The sequence below is a fragment of the Paenibacillus sp. EZ-K15 genome (assembly GCF_002573715.1).
Lineage (GTDB): Bacteria > Bacillota > Bacilli > Paenibacillales > Paenibacillaceae > Paenibacillus_AQ.
Genome location: NZ_PDHM01000028.1, coordinates 403,622 through 421,859 on the forward strand (window position 1 = coordinate 403,622; position 18,238 = coordinate 421,859).

At 49.7% G+C, this 18,238-nt stretch carries 17 protein-coding genes and 2 pseudogenes; 8 read left to right on the plus strand and 11 right to left on the minus strand.

All coding sequences use genetic code 11. The features are described 5' to 3' along the window. Nucleotides 1-160: 160 nt before the first annotated feature. Complete coding sequence (locus CRG97_RS32145) at nt 161-676, minus strand: hypothetical protein (protein ID WP_098749523.1); 516 nt, start codon at nt 674-676, stop codon at nt 161-163. 391 nt (nt 677-1,067) lie between these two features. Between CRG97_RS32145 and CRG97_RS32150 the strand changes: the two genes are divergently transcribed. From CRG97_RS32150 to CRG97_RS32185, 8 genes are all read left to right on the plus strand, one after another. Next, a complete protein-coding gene (locus tag CRG97_RS32150; protein WP_098749524.1) occupies nt 1,068-2,519 on the plus strand; it encodes an AcpB/EbpR/MafR family transcriptional regulator in 1,452 nt (483 codons plus the stop codon). Between the two features lie 137 nt (nt 2,520-2,656). Continuing rightward, nucleotides 2,657-3,367 (plus strand): purine-nucleoside phosphorylase, encoded by a 711-nt coding sequence (gene deoD, locus CRG97_RS32155; protein WP_015738049.1) that lies wholly within the window; start codon nt 2,657-2,659, stop codon nt 3,365-3,367. A 160-nt stretch (nt 3,368-3,527) separates the two neighbouring features. Then, the gene (locus CRG97_RS32160) at nt 3,528-4,127 is read left to right on the plus strand and encodes an ECF transporter S component (RefSeq protein ID WP_015738050.1); all 600 of its coding nucleotides are present in this window, start codon (nt 3,528-3,530) and stop codon (nt 4,125-4,127) included. Between the two features lie 44 nt (nt 4,128-4,171). Further along, nucleotides 4,172-4,921, plus strand: a complete 750-nt coding sequence (locus CRG97_RS32165; protein ID WP_098749525.1) for an energy-coupling factor transporter transmembrane component T — start codon at nt 4,172-4,174, stop codon at nt 4,919-4,921. Further along, nucleotides 4,918-5,778: an energy-coupling factor ABC transporter ATP-binding protein gene (locus CRG97_RS32170; protein ID WP_098749526.1), complete on the plus strand. Its 861-nt coding sequence runs from the start codon at nt 4,918-4,920 to the stop codon at nt 5,776-5,778. The genes CRG97_RS32165 and CRG97_RS32170 overlap by 4 nt, the downstream gene beginning before the upstream one ends. Beyond that, nucleotides 5,775-6,581 carry an energy-coupling factor ABC transporter ATP-binding protein gene (locus CRG97_RS32175; protein WP_098749527.1) on the plus strand — a complete coding sequence of 269 codons (807 nt, stop codon included), beginning with the start codon at nt 5,775-5,777 and terminating at the stop codon, nt 6,579-6,581. The genes CRG97_RS32170 and CRG97_RS32175 overlap by 4 nt, the downstream gene beginning before the upstream one ends. 23 nt (nt 6,582-6,604) lie before the next feature. Beyond that, nucleotides 6,605-7,558: a nucleoside hydrolase gene (locus CRG97_RS32180; protein ID WP_098749528.1), complete on the plus strand. Its 954-nt coding sequence runs from the start codon at nt 6,605-6,607 to the stop codon at nt 7,556-7,558. A gap of 27 nt (nt 7,559-7,585) precedes the next feature. Continuing rightward, nucleotides 7,586-8,521 (plus strand): nucleoside hydrolase, encoded by a 936-nt coding sequence (locus CRG97_RS32185; protein ID WP_098749529.1) that lies wholly within the window; start codon nt 7,586-7,588, stop codon nt 8,519-8,521. 42 nt (nt 8,522-8,563) lie between these two features. On the opposite strand, the pseudogene CRG97_RS33915 reads toward CRG97_RS32185, so the two are convergent. The 10 genes and pseudogenes from CRG97_RS33915 to CRG97_RS32235 form a co-directional block, all read right to left on the minus strand. Further along, nucleotides 8,564-8,659 (minus strand): annotated as a pseudogene (locus CRG97_RS33915) (uracil-DNA glycosylase); the annotation flags it as partial. Between the two features lie 130 nt (nt 8,660-8,789). Next, on the minus strand, nt 8,790-10,538 hold the full coding sequence (locus CRG97_RS32195) for a S8 family serine peptidase (protein ID WP_237566638.1): 1,749 nt from the start codon (nt 10,536-10,538) through the stop codon (nt 8,790-8,792). 510 nt (nt 10,539-11,048) lie between these two features. Beyond that, nucleotides 11,049-11,825: an AAC(3) family N-acetyltransferase gene (locus CRG97_RS32200; protein WP_098749530.1), complete on the minus strand. Its 777-nt coding sequence runs from the start codon at nt 11,823-11,825 to the stop codon at nt 11,049-11,051. 210 nt (nt 11,826-12,035) lie between these two features. Further along, nucleotides 12,036-12,377, minus strand: a complete 342-nt coding sequence (locus CRG97_RS32205) for a helix-turn-helix domain-containing protein (RefSeq protein ID WP_098749531.1) — start codon at nt 12,375-12,377, stop codon at nt 12,036-12,038. 524 nt (nt 12,378-12,901) lie between these two features. Continuing rightward, nucleotides 12,902-13,480, minus strand: a complete 579-nt coding sequence (locus tag CRG97_RS32210) for a TMEM175 family protein (protein ID WP_098749532.1) — start codon at nt 13,478-13,480, stop codon at nt 12,902-12,904. 852 nt (nt 13,481-14,332) lie between these two features. Beyond that, on the minus strand, nt 14,333-14,935 hold the full coding sequence (locus CRG97_RS32215) for a hypothetical protein (protein WP_098749533.1): 603 nt from the start codon (nt 14,933-14,935) through the stop codon (nt 14,333-14,335). Between the two features lie 399 nt (nt 14,936-15,334). Further along, nucleotides 15,335-15,775: an SRPBCC family protein gene (locus CRG97_RS32220; RefSeq protein WP_098749534.1), complete on the minus strand. Its 441-nt coding sequence runs from the start codon at nt 15,773-15,775 to the stop codon at nt 15,335-15,337. Further along, entirely contained in the window at nt 15,772-16,221 is a 450-nt protein-coding gene (locus tag CRG97_RS32225) for an SRPBCC family protein (RefSeq protein WP_098749535.1), read from the minus strand. The genes CRG97_RS32220 and CRG97_RS32225 overlap by 4 nt, the downstream gene beginning before the upstream one ends. Then, nucleotides 16,218-16,724, minus strand: a pseudogene (locus CRG97_RS32230) (MerR family transcriptional regulator). The gene CRG97_RS32225 and the pseudogene CRG97_RS32230 overlap by 4 nt, the downstream one beginning before the upstream one ends. A 492-nt stretch (nt 16,725-17,216) precedes the next feature. Beyond that, nucleotides 17,217-18,137 (minus strand): alpha/beta hydrolase family protein, encoded by a 921-nt coding sequence (locus CRG97_RS32235; RefSeq protein ID WP_098749536.1) that lies wholly within the window; start codon nt 18,135-18,137, stop codon nt 17,217-17,219. Nucleotides 18,138-18,238 lie beyond the last annotated feature (101 nt).

Genomic DNA, 18,238 nt, shown 5'->3' on the forward strand with positions numbered 1-18,238 from the left:
CCGGTGTCTGCTCCGGGTTGCAAGAGCACAATATCCAATAAATCAGGGCAAACAGAAGGCCGTCGACATCATCGACGGCCTTGCTTCAGTGAATCAGCTATCGTAGGTTCTCCGTTAGCTGAATCAATGGTCTTAATATTTTTTGCATGTCGCTTCAATATTACGAATGTACACTCGCCGCTTTACTCGCCTGTCTGCAATGCAAGATTTTCATGGCGTATCTTGCTATAGGCTGTGCGACCAACATTTCAATCCAGAACGCTACGCCAAAGTTCCGAGGCCAGGTATGGAGGAAATTTTTAAACGGATCCAGACTTATGTGTTTCGTACCAACCATAGGGCCAATAATGGAGAGCAACAGAGATAATACCGTTACATTTAGTACGATATTTAATAGTACTCTTGCATTAAATCCATCGGTCTGTCCCACAAATTTAGGCATCACCTTACCAACGATCGGGCCTGCAATTAGCTTTACGCATAACACGACGATGATCCACATAATAGGAATCACTTTTAGACCATCCATGTAAACTTCTTTACTAAAGCCGCGTTCCAATCCCATAATAATCGGCGCGATCGTGTTTACTGAAATAATCGATATGATCAATAAAAATAATATGCCCTCTTTTCCGTTTCTAGGCAGTCTTGTCTCTACGTATTTCTGGTTTGCCATTCCCTATCATCACCCCTTCATATAAATGGTTCACCGTGTTATTTTAGCGATTTAGGAGCTTCTTCATAAGTGAACATTTCGTGAACATTCTCGCCTCACTGATCATTCGGTCATCAAGCCTTTTACACCAACACGTCGTTAAATTTCTGATATACCGATTGATTAAAACCCCAAAGCCCATTACGATTACTTATAAGGATACTTGTCCTGAGGCATAGCTATCCTCAAAATAGAAAAAGCACATTGACTGTATGCCGCGTAAAATGGGAAGCCTTCTGAATGTTTAACACGACTGTTTATAAATACGTACATTACGACTCATACTTAGGTCTATCAACGGGGAAGAGGATTGCCATCTAACCGAATCTTCCGTAAGGGGGAGAACAGACACATGGAAAAGGAATTCATACTGACACATAAGCTGTTGACCCTGCTCGATTCCGAATATCGCTGGTTCACCCTTGCCGAGATTGAAGAGCAGATTGGCGTATCGGACAAAACCATCCGTAAAATTATCGATGAAGCCAAGCAGGAGCTTCCTCCTGAGATTCATTTTGAAATTTCGCGTGGAAAAGGTGTCATTCTCCATTACGATAAACGAAATGTCGCGATTGGTGAGGTCATCTCTTCCATGTACAGGCAGAGAACCTTCTACCAGCTGCTCGCTGTGCTTTTTGCTGAGGGAGGGCGTTACTCGCTGGAAGAGCTGGCAGACAAGCTGTATATGAGCTCTTCCTCGCTGAAAAAGCTGATCATCCGGCTGAACAACCATGAATTGAAGCCATACCATTTGCGCATTGCGTATTCCATGCCAGAGGTCAAAGGCAGTGAAATCAGTATCCGTTATTTTTACTGGAAAATGTTTTACGATGCCTATGAATTTTCCGGCTGGCCATTTGCCGACATAGACCAAGCCCAGATCCATGAGTACATTACGGCGATCGAGTCGGAGAATGACATCGTGTATTTCCTTAACGCTAAGCGGAGCTTGTCGTTTCTGGCGGCAATCATGATTACCCGAGTGCTGCAGGGCAAATATGCGGATGTTCCCAACGGGCCATATGACTGGGAGAACCGCATGCTTCACGCCTCTGTTGCCGCATTGGCCAGAGCGCTGGAGCAGCGGTACGCCATTCATTTGCCGCTGGACGAAATCCGGTTTCTGCAGGCCATGTTCAGCTTGGGCCAATACAATTATTATGATGAAGCGAAAGTCAGCGCGATGATATCGAGGGAGAAAGCAAATCTCGTGCAAATCGGGGATGAAAAATATCAAATTATCAATCATTTCCTCATGCTGGCGCTTGCCGCGTTCCCTGCGATCGATATGAACGACCGGTTCATCTGGGAAATCAGAGATTTCTTTGAGAAGCTCCGGCTGGAAAATGCGCTTCCCGATCTGATCGCTATCTCGGCAAGCGGCCTGACGGAATATGTCCAAAGGGATTGCCGGCCCATGTACCAGAGCGTAAAAAGCTGCATGCAGGAATGGAGCCAGCGCTACCCGGGCATTCAGTATAACGACTATCATCTGACGAAGCTGACGCTGTTGATCAGCTCCAGCCTGCGCTATAACAGCAAAAAGGCTTTCCTGCTGATCGGCGAGGAATTCTCCATCCGCCATTACGTCGCCAAGCTCATCAAGAATGAAATCGGTGACGAGCTGATCATCAACACCTCCATCATGGAGGGGCTTACCGATGAAATGATTCAGAAGCACGGCATCGATTTCGTGATCAGCACGTTCCCCGTTGAGCTGCATACAGTGCCCGTGGTCATTATTTCAACGATACCGACCAAACGGGATTTAGAAAATATCCGCAAGGAATTAATGCAACCATGAGACCTCATGGTTGCATTTTTCCGTTAAGCTCCGTAACTTTCTGGTCTTGGTTATCCCTCCGATTCTTACTATGATGAAGGCATATCAATAATTAAAGCGCTTTCTTAAGAGGGAGGCCAGTAAGCAGGAGGAGCAAGATGAGCATACATTTGGGAGCACAACAGGGAGATATCGCAGAACGCGTGCTGCTGCCCGGCGATCCGCTGCGGGCGAAGTTTGTGGCAGAGCACTTTTTGGAGGAGGTATATTGTTACAACGAAGTGAGAGGCATGTACGGGTACACCGGCCTTTATAAAGGAGTTCCCGTTTCTGTCCAAGGTACGGGAATGGGCAACCCGACCATGAGCATATATGCGACGGAGCTGATTCAGGATTACGGGGTCAAAAAGCTGATCCGCATCGGTACTTGCGGCGCCATGCAAAAAGAGCTTCAGGTCCGCGACATCGTACTGGCCCAAGCCGTATCCTCCGACAGCAATCTGATGGAAAAAATATTTCATGGCTGTAATTACGCGCCAACCGCCGATTACGGCATGTTAAGCAAAGCGCATCAACTGGCTCAGGAGAAGCAGGTGAATGTCTTTGTCGGCAACATCTATAACTCCGATGAATTCTATAGGGAAACTTTGGACCGTCTTCATAAATTCATGGAATTCGGCGTCCTCGCGGTCGAGATGGAAAGTGCCGCCCTATACACGCTTGCTGCTAAGTACGGCGTCAGGGCCCTGTCCATATTGACGGTAGGCAGTCATCTGCTGACCAATGAACGCTCGTCCCATCAAGACAGCGAGAAGTCCTTCCACGACATGGTCGAGGTCGCGCTCCATACCATCTTAGCGGACGAATAGTCTTCCGCAGGATTGCTTGTATAACAAAAACGTCTATCGACGTACTCTCAAAGAAGACAGACCGCGTTTAGCGGTAGATTTTCTTGCGATATCAGGCAGCAGATCCTCTGAAGTTTATACTTTCTGATATCAACAAACTATGCTCTAGGGGGAAAAATCAATGGGAATCAAACGCGGATTTAAATATGATTTTTCGTTGTTGGCCATTTTGTTGATCCCGATCGGGATCGCCATCAATTTTGTTGGTGCGCAAATCATACTGCTGCTCAAGCTGCCGATTTACCTGAACACCATCGGGACGATTCTGACGGCCATGATCGCCGGTCCTTGGGTCGGTATGATTACGGGGGCGAGCACCAATCTTGTTGTCGGCATAACGAACCCGGTCTCGTTCGCATTTACGCCTGTACAAATGGCCGTCGGTCTGGTGGTCGGCCTGCTCTCCATGAGAGGCATGTATACGAAGCTGTGGAAAGTGATCTTGTCTTCATTCGCTGTCGTACTGACCGTTCTGATCGTGGCCTCTCCGATCCAGGTGCTGATGTTCGGCGGAGCGACCGGCAACTCTTCGGATGCTGTGGTTGCTACATTCCTGGCCTCCGGTCAGCAGATCTGGACAGCGGTATTCTCAACCAAAATCCTGGTAGAAAGCGTCGACAAAATCATCAGCAACGTCATTGCCTTTGTCATCGTGATGAAGATGTCCCCAAGATACTTGTCCAAGCTCAATTACGGTGCAGCTTTTATCAAAAAGAAATGACGTGTAGTCCATATTGGATACGCTTTCATAAAGGAGGGGTTCTTGTGAATAACGAACGGTCCTTGTTGAGCCGTCTTTATCCAACAACCAAGTTTATGATTACCATCGCTTTATGTTTGGCCGCATTTATCGTGCCCGGCTACGGGTTCAGCTACGCCGTTCTACCGATTTGCATGGTGCTGGCCTACTTCGCCGGCAGCTTTAAGGAGTTTTCCAATCTGGCGATCAAGGCTCTGCTGATGATTGTTGTGTTCATCTTTATTCTGCAAAGTTTCTTCTATCCCGGCAACGACATTCTGTGGAGCTGGAGCATCTTCTCCATCAAGCGGGAAGGACTTGAGTTCGCCCTGTTCCTAACATCCAAAATCGTGGCGGTGGCATCGGCCTTCATTCTGTTCTTCCGCATCACCAAGGTCAAGGATTTGGTCCATTCCCTGGAACAGATCGGCCTGCCGTCCAAAGTAACCTATGTCATCTTGTCCACCTTGCAGCTCATTCCGGAGATGAAAAAACTGACTCACGTCATCATGGATGCCCAAAAAACAAGAGGCGTTGAAACCGAAGGCAAGCTGCTTGTCCGCATGAAGGCCTTCCTGCCGACCCTTAGTCCGCTCATTCTCGGATCCGTGGCAAGCACGGAGGAACGGGTACTGACGCTGGAGTCGAGAGCCTTCTCGGCCAATGTCAAAAAAAGCAGCATCTACAAACTGGAGAAAACAAAGCATGACCGGCTGGTTCAAATTCTGCTGGTCGTACTGCTTGCTATCTTAATCGTCTGGAGAGTTGCGCTATGAGTATCATTACGATCAAGAATCTATCCTACCAATATCCGATCAGTGAGTCCAATGCACTCAAGAACGTAAATATAACGCTCGAAAGAGGCAAGCTGTATGCGCTGATCGGGGCCAACGGAGGCGGAAAAACGACCCTGTGCAACGTCATTCGCGGGTTTATCCCCCACTTCTATAAGGGAGATCTGCGCGGCGAGGTGCTGATCGAAGGCAAGGATATCCGCGAATGGGAAATGGGCGAGCTCTCCCAAAAAATCGGCTATGTGTTCCAGAATCCTTTTACACAGATCAGCGGCGTGAAGGATAACGTGTTTGAAGAGATTGCATTTGGCCTTGAAAATCTGGGCATGGAGCCTGCACTTATCCGGGAGAAGGTGGATCAGGTCATCAACATGCTGGAGATCGATTATTTGCGGGACAAAAACCCGTTCGAGCTCTCCGGCGGCCAGAAGCAGCGGGTTGCGCTTGCCTCCATCATCGTCATGGAGCCGGATGTGCTGGTCATTGACGAGCCGACCTCGCAGCTTGATCCGAAGGGAACAGAAGAAGTGTTCAAGATTATCGAGCTGATGAAGAAAAAGGGGAAAACCATCATACTCGTCGAACATAAAATTGAGCTGATTGCCGAATATGCCGACGATGTCATCCTGCTGAGCGAGGGTGAAGTAGCTATGCAAGGCAGCTCGCAGGAGATTCTTACCGATGAGCGTGCCCTGGCATTCGGAGCCGCGCTTCCCCAATATTCGCTGTTCGGCCTGGACATGCGCAAACGGGGGATGGATCTCGGGAGCATACCCTTAACGGAAAAAGAAGCCCTCGAGGCCGTGAAGACATGGATGAAGAAGGGGGTTAACGCATGAGCTTTCTGACTTTGACGAATGTTTCCTTTGCCTATCCGAACGGCTACAAAGCGGTGGATGGCGTCAACATGTCCTTCCAAAAGGGGGAATCCGTTGCCATTGTCGGCCAGAACGGGGCAGGTAAAACGACCACCGTCAAGATGATGAACGGGCTGCTCAAGCCTTCCGAGGGGGATGTCGTCATCGACGGCTGGAATACGCGGGATTATACCACCGCGCAAATATCGCGGAAGGTAGGCTATGTGTTCCAGAACCCGGACGACCAGATCTTTCATAACGATGTGTACAGCGAGATTGAATTCGGCCCCCGCAAGCTCGGCCTTCCGGAGGAACAGGTCAAAGCGAATGTCATGAAAGCGGCGGAGCTGGCAGGCGTCGTTCCGTTTCTTAAGGACAATCCGTACAATTTGCCCTATTCCATGCGTAAATTCGTAACGATTGCCTCCGTCATTGCGATGGATTCCAGCGTCATCATTCTGGATGAGCCGACGGCAGGTCAGGATCTTCCGGCCATGGCGCGGCTCGCCCATCTGATCGAGGCTTTAAACCAGGAAGGAAAAACCATCATCACCATCACGCATGATATGGAATTTGTCGTGAACAACTTCGAGCGGGTTATCGTCATGGCGAACCGCCAGGTCATTGCGGATGACGACAAGCGGGCCATCTTCTGGAATCTGGATGTGCTGGAGCAGGCGATGCTGAAGCAGCCGCATATCAGCAGGCTAAGCCACTCCCTGGATATCGGCCATAACATCCTGGCGATACCGGAGCTTGCGGACGAGCTTGCCAAGCATAAGTGAGGGAATAAGGGAGTGACAACGATATGGAGCAAGAGCAGGTTAAACACATCCTCTTGGATGTGGATACCGGCGTGGATGATGCCCTTGCGCTCATCTTTGCCGTAAAGTCCAATAAGCTGCATATAGAAGGCATTACAACGGTATTCGGCAATGTGGACGTGAAACAGGCGACGAAGAATACGCTCCGGGTGCTGGAATTGGCGCAGCCCCGGTACGAAATTCCCGTTGCCATGGGAGCGGATGCCCCTTTGTTTCGCCCTCGCCGGGAGAACGTAACCGCCATTCATGGAGCAAACGGCCTGGCCGGATATGAACTGCCGGAGGCGCGGCAATCGCCGGTGAACGAGAGGGCATCCGATTTCATCGTACGGAAGGTGCGGGAACAGGCGCATGACATTACGCTGGTCTTCACCGGCAGGCTGACCAATTTGGCGGTGGCACTCGCCAAGGACCCGTCGATCGCGCAGAAAGCCAAGCTGGTGCTGATGGGAGGCGCCATCAAGGTGCCGGGCAATATAACGCCCGTATCCGAAGCCAACATTCACGGCGATCCCGAAGCGGCGCACAGGGTGTTCGAGTCCGGGATTCCGATTACGATGGTGGGCCTGGACGTGACCGGAAAGGCCAAGTTCGGCGAGGCTCATTATCAACAGCTCATGAGCGGCTTCACGGATGAACAGGCAGAGTTAAAAGCTTTCATGCAGCATATATTCACCTTCAGCTTTGAGGCAAGCGACCGTTTGAACGAGGGCAGATACCGGCTGATGCATGATCCGCTGGCACTGGCTGTCGTCGAGGATGCCTCCCTTGTGGAGACGGAGGATTATTACGTCTATATCGAGACAAAAGGACAGGTATCCTCCGGTGCAACGCTGGTCGACTTCAGACGTCCGCAGTCACGGACCAATGCCTCTGTCTGCATGCAGGTCCGTGAAGAGGCATTCCTGCAGCATTATATCCGAACGGTGCTGTCATAACCGTCAGAGAAAGGAGGAACATGATTGATGCATCGAATCGTATTGGATGTGGATACGGGGGTTGACGACGCGTTGGCGATTGCCTACGCTGTCCGGTCTTCGGCTCTCGATATCCTAGGAATAACGACCTGCTTCGGAAACGTTCCGGTAGAGTACGCCACTCGCAATACGCTCCATGTGCTGGATCGACTTGGTGCAGCCGGAATCCCTGTCGCCATGGGGGAAGCCGCCCCCTTGTTCCATCCCTCGATGAAGTCGTATCCCGTCCAGTTTCATGGCGAGAATGGACTCGGCAACCTGGCATTCCCCGATCCGGCAGGCAAGCCGGTCTCAACGTCTGCGGCTGCCTTTATGGTGGATCAGATCCGGCGATATCCGAAGCAGGTAACGCTGATCTGCGTCGGTCCGTTGACCAATCTGGCTGCGGCCATTCTGCAGGCGCCGGAGATATCGTCGTTGGTCCGTCAGATTATCGTAATGGGTGGAGCCGTGGGCGTGGCGGGTAACCGCCGGATGCATGCGGAAGCGAATGTATACTCCGACCCGGAAGCGGCCCAGCTCGTCTTCCAATCCGGAGCTCCGATTACGCTGGTCGGACTGGATGTGACCATGCAGACCGAGCTCAGTCTGGAGGATATTCAGCGCTGGAGAGACCTGGATTCGGACCTGACCCGCTTCTTGGCCGACATGACTTCCTACTATATCGGAGGCTACCGGGAATCCTATGGCGACCGGACAGGCTGTGCCCTGCATGATCCGCTGGCGGTAGCTGTCGCGATCGACCTAAGCCTGGTCGAAGTTCAGCCGATGGTGCTCCAGGTGGATCTGGAAGGCATCCACTCCTATGGCAGAACCATTGCCGATCTGCGTCCGCGTTGTACCGACCGGCCGAACGTCAACGTCTGCACCGGCGTCGACGCCAAGCGGTTCCAGGAACATTTTATGGAGACCTTGATGAGATAAGCTGCAGCATAAGGAGTGAACGCCGGGTGCGTTCGCTCCTCTTTATGTTTCCCTCGCTGCTCTCTCCTCCCACTTCTCCCTCAAACCTTTCAAATCCTCGACAAAGAACCTTAGCAAATTGGGTCTTCTTCTTACGGCCCGGGTCCCGCACAAGAACGGGTTTACTGAAGGCACAGCTATGTTTTCAATGCACCGAATAAATAAAAGCGCCTCGCAGACGGATCTGCGAAAGCGCTCTGATCATTTACTCTGGATCAATTAAACCATATTATTTCTTCAACCATAATGCCGGTACGTTCGCCGGCTCCCAGCCCACCATCGAGGTATGTGCTTGAAGGCATTTGTATGTTGCTCCGCCATAAGTCACTTCGTCCCCGATCTTATACGATACACCCGGGGCCCAAGACGACGGCTGTGACGAATCGGAATCTGTCGTTGCCGTTACGGCATTGCTTGCTGCAGACCGATTACCTGCGGCGTCTGTCGCTTTAACTGTGAACGTATAGGTTGTATTGGGTATCAAACCGGTGATCGTTGCCGAAGTATTCGTGACGGTGGCCGCTAACGAGCTACCCTGGTATACTTCGTAAGCTGTTACGCCCACATTGTCAGTAGAAGCACTCCAGCTAAGCGATACGCTTGTGCCGGTTTTACCTGTGGTCGTTAAATTGCCCGGTGCGCTCGGGGCTTGCGTATCGCCACCGCCGCCACCACCTCCTGCCGCTTGCACAGCAGCGTACGCATCAACAATGCCATACCCATACTGATTCGCGCTTCCGGCAGGCTGCGCCGTATTCCTGAGAATATCTCTGGCCGCAGCAGGAGTAAGACTCGGATTGACCGATCTCATTAATCCTAGTACGCCTGCCACATGAGGGGTTGCCATCGAGGTGCCGGACATGGTTGTATATTGACCGTTTGGATATGTGCTGTATATGTTCGATCCCGGAGCCATCACATCAAGACCCGTTCCATAATTCGAGAAGCTCGAACGCGTTCTGCTTGATGTAACGGAACCCACCGCAATTGAGCCGCTGTAAGCTGCCGGATAAGAGATGCTTGGAAGTCCGTCATTACCGGTAGCTGCCACTACGATTGTGCCAAGGCCAACCGCTGTTTGGATCGCCTCATCCATCCCGCGATCATAGCCGCCGCCGCCCAGCGACATGTTGATGACATCAGCTCTAATATTCGCGGCGTGAAGAATACCTTGTTGAATGCCATACATCGAACCTGAGCCGCTGTCGCTAAGCACTTTAACCGGAACCAAAGCCGCGTTCTGCATGACGCCTGACACCGATCCATAGCTGGCGATCGTTCCCGCAACATGCGTGCCGTGCCCATGACGATCGATTGTGGTACTGTCTACAAAGCTCCGACCCAGGCTGGTGTTCACCAGATTACTCAAGCTCGCATGGTTGCTGTCAATTCCCGTGTCAAGCACGCCAATTCGAACTGAGCTAGACCCGGTCGTAATCCCCCAGGCTTGCTGAACCTTAATCATGTCATAATGCCAACGCTGATTGTTGTGAATCGCTTGAACTGAAACATCTTCCAGAGCTGCGGTTTCAAGCGCGTACACTTTGCGGTTTTCAGAGATATACCGAACTTCGAGACCGAGGTCATCTAACGTTGTCTGCAATGCTTCTTTGGCGGAATCGATGGACTTGTAGTCATTTACAGAGTACTCGATCAAATATACCAATCCCATTTGTTCTATCGCCGCAGCCCTGACATCGTTATCTAGCTGCTGCACCGAGAAGGTGCCCATATCCTGTCCGAACAGTGAATCGGCAATAGTAAAACCGCTCTTCGTAAGGGAAACCGATTTCATCAATGTATGATCTGCGCTTTGAATCGAATTTACATCGGGCGGCTCCGCAATCGACACGACGAGTTGACCTTCAATATAATCCGTCGAGTGACCCTGAGCGGAGCTGCCAAACGATACCCCTGCAAAGAGGCTTGCCACTAAAAAAATGGCGACTAACATCGAAATTGCATACTTCCTCATCATTAAAATCCCCTCCAAGGAACAAATATGAGCCAATCGTCTGGTTTCTTGTTTACTACATGATGAAGTGGAGTTTGTCATGATGCTAAGAAAGTACATTTGAAACAACGCAAATGTATCACAGCTCCTTTTTTCGGCTATTTTCCTTGATTTCCTCGTTTTCCTTGATCCCCCCTTCCTAACATCATAAATATGGCAAGGGCGGCTAATAAATTACCCCTATTTCCTAATGAATACTTTTATATCTTTTTTTGGTAAATATAATCACTATTTCATGGAAAATCCCATTTCATCTTGCCCGTAATGCCTTGGCCTAACTGCGTGTTGGCGATCGCTGGTCTACAAATGACAACTTGCCTGTGTGATGTATGGAGTCAGGAGGACGGGCTATCGGCGAAAAAAAAAGCGAAAGGAGCTAGCGGTAACCAGCCCATTTCGCTTTTTGCACTTATGTATGAAATGCTTATACCCTACACTTGACCCATTCTCACCCAATCCCTGCGGTCTTTTCGATCAATCGTTGTTGACTGAATGATACAAGGGACGATTATCCGAGAACAAATCCGGATGGTCCTTAAGCATTTCAGTTATGATGTTCGCCACCTTAGCGGCATCACAGACCCTTACAACAGCATCGCCAAGCCGCCCTTTATGCATCGCACCTTGACCTTCAAGCACCTCATCGACTTTCCAAAAATGCTCTGACCACGACAACCCGCAATGTCTGCGGGAGGGTACAGGAATTTCTGTTCCGTCCGGTAACACCGTGTACAGCATCTCGTGGTCATCCGTTAACCTGCCCGGTATGTCCACCCACTCTTCGACTCCATGAATAAAGGTGTTGCGCTTTAAATCGACCCCAACTAACAAGATGGTCGCCCTTCGGTCGAGCAGTTTCCCCCAGGCAGAACCTCTAGCGCATGGCGTATCGAAACGATGATCGTCATTTGTGAACGCTATGGCATCCTGACCTAATGCTGCCACGGAATGAGTAGGGTGCAGCGAACGTACCACACCAGGCCGTTTGCGAAAAAGTTCAGGCAAGATCCCGACACAAGAAGGTGACTGATCCACGTGAAATTTCGGATTATCCGCATTGATGTAAGACCACGTATGAGTGGGTAACACCAGCAGCCCAGCTTTCATATAGGCTGTCAACGCATCCAGGACTGTGTCCGCGCCACCCTCGACCAGTCCCATACTCTTCATCGAAGAATGGACCAACAACGTCCCTTTGCTGTCAATGCCCAGCTGCTCTAATTGCTTCATTAAGCTCTCCATCGTGTGCATGTTCTTCTCCTCCTGCGGCCCATTATATCAAAGCTAGCCTCACTTAGGATAAGGATATAAAGGCGAAAACCGCAAAAGGGAGCATGCCGCGGCAGCTCCTTTCTCACTCATAACATTTTATTTTCAACTTGATGCTTAGTTTGATTAATAATAAAAGCTCATCCCTCAACGCCGGAAGACAAATTTAAAGGCGGTCTAATGATCTCCCTCTCAATTCAACGGATCGTCCAACATTGCGTCGATGACTTTTAATATCCTCTTTTGCTCATTTTCGCTTCTACTTCGAAGCCTGTTCACAATTTCTGCGAGTGTAGACTCGCTCGCGTCTCCGCTAACAGGCTGGATATAATTAAAAAACTCCACCATCGAAAGATTGAGCGCAATCGTAATTTTATTTAGTACCACAACGGAACATACCTTTTCGGAACGCTCCAGCTTACCAATATACGTTTCGTGTACCTCAGCCTTACTTGCAAGTTCCTCTTGGCTTAGTCCACGTAGTTTTCGGAAGTGCCGAATGCCTTCCCCTACCATCTTCATCAAATCACTCACAGCGATCACCCTAAGCAAACCATAGACCAGCCATATGATTACTCCAAGATACTATAGAATTTAATTTCGTAAAATATACCCTATAAGGATTTATACTTGCTATAATAAGATTGCCCTATTCTTCCAAATAATAAAACTCAATGGCCAGAAGAGAGGCCTCCTGGAGCTTTAAGAAAGGAATGAGTCCCATTAGAGTGCTATGTATATTCCCTGACAACTCAACGACAGATATTTACGTATCCCAAGTAGGAGAATTTCTTCGTCTCACAAAATTAGTAAACGGAGTAACGATGGAAGGATCCCATTACAGGATTGCCCATACAGAACTTATTGTTGAAAAAGAAACTTTCTATATTTCAGTGCTATTAAAGCATTGGCATGTGAAATAAACCGTGATTCAGAACCTTCGAGATGTTACCGAGTATTCAATAAAACCAGCTTGGCTGCTTAGGTGAAGAGTCCATTCTATACACCAAAAAAAGCTCTTCAAATCTCGCTTGCATGCGAGAATCGAAGAACTTTTCTTAGTGACCTCTCAGGACGTGCTCGATTCGCTTATCCGGCATGAACCAGATCACAGCAACAAGTACGAAAAAGAAGCCGGATATCCAAACACTCACATAGGCGGTCAAGGCCGCAGTCAAGTAGAGTAAAGGAGACAGTTTTCCCTTCCAATCTTTACTCATCGCTCCGAAGAATGAGGAATCGCTGGAATGCTGGTTCATAATCATGCGCTGAAGCAACCAGTACGAGAACGCCGCTAGCAATAAAATAATCCCGTACAGCGCCGTTGGAGTAGGTGCAAAATGGCTTTCCCCCATCCAAGCTGTCGTGAACGGCACAATGGATAGCCAGAAGAGGAGCAACAAGTTGAGCCACATCAACCGCCCGTTCATTGTTCGAACCATGTGCAGCAGATGATGATGATTATTCCAGTAGATGCCGATATATACGAAACTGAAGATATAGCTAACAACTTTCGGGCCAAGTTCGATTAGCGCATGCCAGTCATGGCCTTCTGGCACTTTGAATTCCAGCACCATGATCGTAATAATAATGGCCAACACGCCATCGCTGAATGCTTCCATCCGGTTTGCTTTCAATGCGTCTCACCTATTCCCCTCGCTTCATGTTGTCCCAGGCGCCAGGTTTGCCTCCCACCTGGTTCGATGTGGTCTATAATTTCCATTATAGAGATCGTTTGTCCTGAGTCTACCTACTTTTCACCTGAATTTGGGGAATGACCTTGAACGATTCCACATCCCTCTAGAACGCTCTTCAACTTCTCCTCTTCACCTGATAATACAATCTGAAATAATATGCCAAATTCGCTATATTTACTATCGATAATACAACAAGCCATACATTCAGAGAGGACATGGAAGTCCAGAGTCCGAACCAAGGTAATACACGTCCAGCACCAATAAATGTAGCGATGGATGACAGAAACAAGAGAAGCAAGATAGGGAGCATTCTTACGACCGATGAAAAAATCAGCTTGCCGGTCGTGATGCCTTTTTTTCTCCTAATGATACGCAAGTGTGAATAACCCCACCAAAAGGCTATGAAGTTCCCCATAATTCATAATCTGACCGTGACGCAAAAAGCGCTGGCTCTTCAGGGTACAAACTTGCTGCCAATGGCAAACGTTCAGATAGAAGCATGTAATCCCCCCAAATATATATATGAATTTATATTATTCAGGTGTTAAAACACGAATTAATAAGAGAATACCACGTATATGGAATGATTGGGTATTATTCTTGCCAATAAAAGACATTCGTCCTGCTAATAAATCGCTCTTCTCTGATAAGGTTCAGCTTAACGGATCTATCGGCGAAAAATAGAAAGAGAACCGGCATGGGCCAGTTCCCGTGTTGTTTTATGAGCCTATAAACATGGTTTAATGTTAAATGGGGCTACATATATAGAGGCGCGAGTCAGAGCTATATAGATCATGCAAACTGGTATTTTTTAAACCGATCTTTCAGTTCTTCTTCATACGGCAGCCACTCGAAATCACTCCATAAAGACATGCCTACGAGTTCCGATAGCTTATCAACGGCCTGTGCCGGACTCGTCATCCGAATGAAGTCGTCAAAAGCTTCCTCACGGATATCCAACGCTTCACGCAGGTAATCATCCTGAAGACGCTGTTCCTGGAGTCCATATTCATCTCGCACCAACGGGTCACAAAAGATTCTTTCGGCTTGGATGTCCCCTTTCTCAAAAATCGACAACTCGAATATTTCATCATTGATGAATCCGACCGTCATCACCGGCTCCTCGATAAGCCGGGACAATGCTTTGCCGGCCTTCTTCACCGTACCCCATACAAAATAATCGTGAAGCACGCTGATCCAGTTCTCGTTGCTGCTGCTTATGTACATTACGGTTTCTTGCGTTTGTTCTGACTGGGCATCATCCGAAACCGCTTGGTTTGGATTGGACGACTTGCCTAATACTTCGCCGGAACCTTCGCTCAGCGCTTTTAACGCTTCAATCGTCTTCTCAAGATGGTTCGACTTGATATGCAAATTCGCGAAACTTCTTCCCACGGTTTAGCCTCCCTGCTTTACATAAAATAAGGGTCTTATCGTCATGGTTTCGACACAAACCGCCTGATGCGGACTCAACAAAGCTTTCTTTTTCGGGGCCTTGGACAGCGTAAAAACCTCAATCAGAACTCCTGTTCAGGTGTATGTATCTTATTTCCATTATAGTGATCATTTTTCCTGAGTCTACCTACTTTTCTCCTGGATTTTGGAAATGGCCTTGAACGATTCCATATCCCTCTGATCCGCCTTGATAGACTCTACAGATCTCCACCGCCGTCTTCCGTTACTAAAACAGAAATCGCCGTCCGATTCCCAACAGGGATCGTGAACGGCGACAATTTTAGAGTCATCACATAAGCAGCAGTCTTTTCGGGTGAATGCAGATATCACTTGGTAACGCTAGTCGGCCAATTCCGCTAGCACCTTGCCAAGTCGGTTAAGCTGCTGTTCATTAGCTTCTACGCAGATGGGCTTAGCTTGTTCAAACTCCTCTTTTTTCTTGAAAAGTTGACGGAAGGTGACCCTGGTGCGGCCATCGAAGCCCTCGAAGGTAGCCGTTACCCGAAATTCGTGAACGTTTAGATGATCAATCACGACCCGCTCTGTCGGCACGAACTCAACAAAGACATTATGGTTAGGATAATCCACGCCATCCGGACCGTGCATGGTGAACTTCCACGCACCTCCCGGCCTCATATCGCACTCGTGAAACGTATTCTTAAAGCCTTTCGGCCCCCACCACTTTGCTAATAAATCAGGGGTTGTCCATGCCCGATACACAAGCTCTTGCGGGACATCGTACTCGCGCGAAGCGATAAGTTCATTTTCACCTATGGTCATGTTCCTTCCTCCCCTTCTACTACCTTGCCCAGTGTGTCCAACATGATGTTTGTCCCGTGTTCCCGTACTTCTGGCGTATCATGTCCGTCAAAGAATGCACCTTGCTCTGTGAAAATCAACTTCGTACCGCCCTCCACCTTGATAAGCTCGACCGTTGTAATCGAGACGGAGATGCGTACGCCGCCCGAATCCAGTGTGTATGTATAGACAATGCGCTGCTCTGGAACAAGCTCCTGGTAGCTGGCGTCGAAGGTAAAAACCGGCCCTTCCGGCGGCCCGCCGCTGCTGTACTCGCGCCCGCCAACCTGGAATTCGAAGATTTCTGGCTTCGAAAACCACTTGGCTTTAGCAATCGGGTCGGCCCATGCTTGATAAACCCGCTCCGGTGGAACGGCATAAATCCGTTCTACGACGAAGGTTCCATGCTTGACGAATCGTTCGTTCATTCATTTTCCTCCTTATGTTTCGAAATTCCGTTCTCTTCGGCAAGAAAATCTCCCAACAGGTCCAAATGTCGCTCCCAACTCGTTTGCCGCTCAATGACCGGTTTCTCAAATCTCATCTTCATCGCCTTCAGAAGGCTCGTGAAATCTTCAACCGTTAATTCCGCCTTGCCCTACATAAGCTTGGATACATATCTTAGCTGCTCCAATAGTTTCTGCTGCAGTTTAATCTGTTCTTTGATTTGGTCTATCTGCAGTTCCACGATCTCAAGCGGACTGATCTGCCCGCCATTTAAGGCCGATTTAATTTCCTCCAGAGATAATCCCAGCTCCTTAAGCGATAATATCTGGTGCAAACGTGACAAGTCCAATTCATTGTACAGCCTGTGGCCGGATTCCGTTTGTCCCGACGGAGAGAACAACCCGATTTGATCATAGAACCGCAAGGTTCGGACGGTAAGCCCCGTCAGCTTGGCGAGATCCCCGACCTTCCAATGTCTCTTCATGAACCATCTCCACTCTTTGGCGCTAGCTATGTACCGGTAGCTCTATTGTAAAACATTACGTTACGTAAGGTTCAAGTGAAATCGTGACGCTCTGCAAGAATTTTTTTGCGCTCTAATTTTGAACACAAGCTATTGGTCCAAGCTTATGACAGCGACATGAAACACTACTACCAAGCTCGCAGCGAGAACACCCGCGACGACGGCTGGTCGCGCAAGCACATCGACTTGCTAAAGATGAATCCCCTCTCGGTGGCATGCTTAAGTACACGTCCAGCAAGGGCTTGAATATAACCTGAGGAGACAGAGGCATGGGCATTTCGGGGAACCATTTCGCCCTACTTATGATACGGTTCAGCTTAACGTCTCTATCGGCGAAAAATGCGAAAGGAGCTGCCGCGGCAGCTCCTTCATTATTTTCATTGAAATATTATACTATTATAAGGGCGAGTATGCACTGTCGTGGCTGTCGAGTCGACACCACCCATCAGGCCTTTACTTGGACTCAATACGACCCAACGGGATGGCACTCTCTTCCAGATCTGCGCGAGCTGCCGGCCAGCTGGAATTGTCGAGGTCGAGCGCGTTGCGAAGGTAGGCCAACGTGAGCCGCTGGATCAGGGCGACTCGTTCGGGGCTCTCGTCCGTCGTCTCCGCGACGCTGTAGCCGGGGATCCCGCCGAGCGAGTGCTCTGCCCCGAAGAGGGTGAGCAAGCTCTTGCTGCCCGGGCTCAGGAAGTACGGGTCGGTGAACCAGTCCGGCCCCCGAGTGGACAGTTGAGACTGGTCATGGTCTCCCGCTACCACGAGAGTCGGCGTGCTCATGTCCGCGAAGCTCGGGTTCATGAAGGGGAAGTGCTCGGCTGCGAACGGAGACAAGTCAGCTCCGCCCCGGCCAGTCGTGGCCAGCAACACACCCGCCTTAATCCGCGAGTCGGACATGTCCTCTCCCGGTTCGCCGTGCGCATCGAGGACTCGAGCCCCCAGCAGCATGCTCACCGTCTGGCCGCCCCAGGAGTGTCCAGCTGCGGCGATGCGGCTTCGATCGAGGCGCCCGCTGAGGCCGGGAACGGAAGCCTCAATAAGATCAAGCTGGTCGAGGATGCGCTTCATGTCCTCGACTCGGAAACGCCAGATCCGTGGTGTACGGGGATCATCAGGAGGAAGGTTCAGCGTCCTCGAGTCGAGATGGGTGGGTTGAATGACGACGAAGCCGTGAGCAGCCCAGAAGTCGGCCAACGGGCCGTAGCCGTCCAACGACGAGCCATAGCCGTGCGAGAAAACAATAATAGGCAATTCACTCCCAATCGCGGGCGCAGACACTCGAACTTGCAGATCCTCACCACGGTCCGGGGCTGGTAGCACTACCGGCTTCACCGAGACAACTGGAGTAGGCGCACTAACGTTGATTTTCATAATAAATGTTCCTTTCTTGGAAAAAGATTAGCCAAACCGTTTCTGGTAGAAGCGGTCAAGCAGGTTCCTGAAATACGGGTACTCTTCGATAACACGTTCGA

What these genes read in the sequence shown, in the direction of transcription:
- CRG97_RS32145 (WP_098749523.1), bottom strand. Translation starts at nt 676, where the DNA reads ATGGCAAACCAGAAATACGTAGAGACAAGACTGCCTAGAAACGGAAAA.
- CRG97_RS32150 (WP_098749524.1), top strand. Translation starts at nt 1,068, where the DNA reads ATGGAAAAGGAATTCATACTGACACATAAGCTGTTGACCCTGCTCGAT.
- deoD (WP_015738049.1), top strand. Translation starts at nt 2,657, where the DNA reads ATGAGCATACATTTGGGAGCACAACAGGGAGATATCGCAGAACGCGTG.
- CRG97_RS32160 (WP_015738050.1), top strand. Translation starts at nt 3,528, where the DNA reads ATGGGAATCAAACGCGGATTTAAATATGATTTTTCGTTGTTGGCCATT.
- CRG97_RS32170 (WP_098749526.1), top strand. Translation starts at nt 4,918, where the DNA reads ATGAGTATCATTACGATCAAGAATCTATCCTACCAATATCCGATCAGT.
- CRG97_RS32175 (WP_098749527.1), top strand. Translation starts at nt 5,775, where the DNA reads ATGAGCTTTCTGACTTTGACGAATGTTTCCTTTGCCTATCCGAACGGC.
- CRG97_RS32180 (WP_098749528.1), top strand. Translation starts at nt 6,605, where the DNA reads ATGGAGCAAGAGCAGGTTAAACACATCCTCTTGGATGTGGATACCGGC.
- CRG97_RS32185 (WP_098749529.1), top strand. Translation starts at nt 7,586, where the DNA reads ATGCATCGAATCGTATTGGATGTGGATACGGGGGTTGACGACGCGTTG.
- CRG97_RS32195 (WP_237566638.1), bottom strand. Translation starts at nt 10,538, where the DNA reads ATGATGAGGAAGTATGCAATTTCGATGTTAGTCGCCATTTTTTTAGTG.
- CRG97_RS32200 (WP_098749530.1), bottom strand. Translation starts at nt 11,825, where the DNA reads ATGCACACGATGGAGAGCTTAATGAAGCAATTAGAGCAGCTGGGCATT.
- CRG97_RS32220 (WP_098749534.1), bottom strand. Translation starts at nt 15,775, where the DNA reads ATGACCATAGGTGAAAATGAACTTATCGCTTCGCGCGAGTACGATGTC.
- CRG97_RS32225 (WP_098749535.1), bottom strand. Translation starts at nt 16,221, where the DNA reads ATGAACGAACGATTCGTCAAGCATGGAACCTTCGTCGTAGAACGGATT.
- CRG97_RS32235 (WP_098749536.1), bottom strand. Translation starts at nt 18,137, where the DNA reads ATGAAAATCAACGTTAGTGCGCCTACTCCAGTTGTCTCGGTGAAGCCG.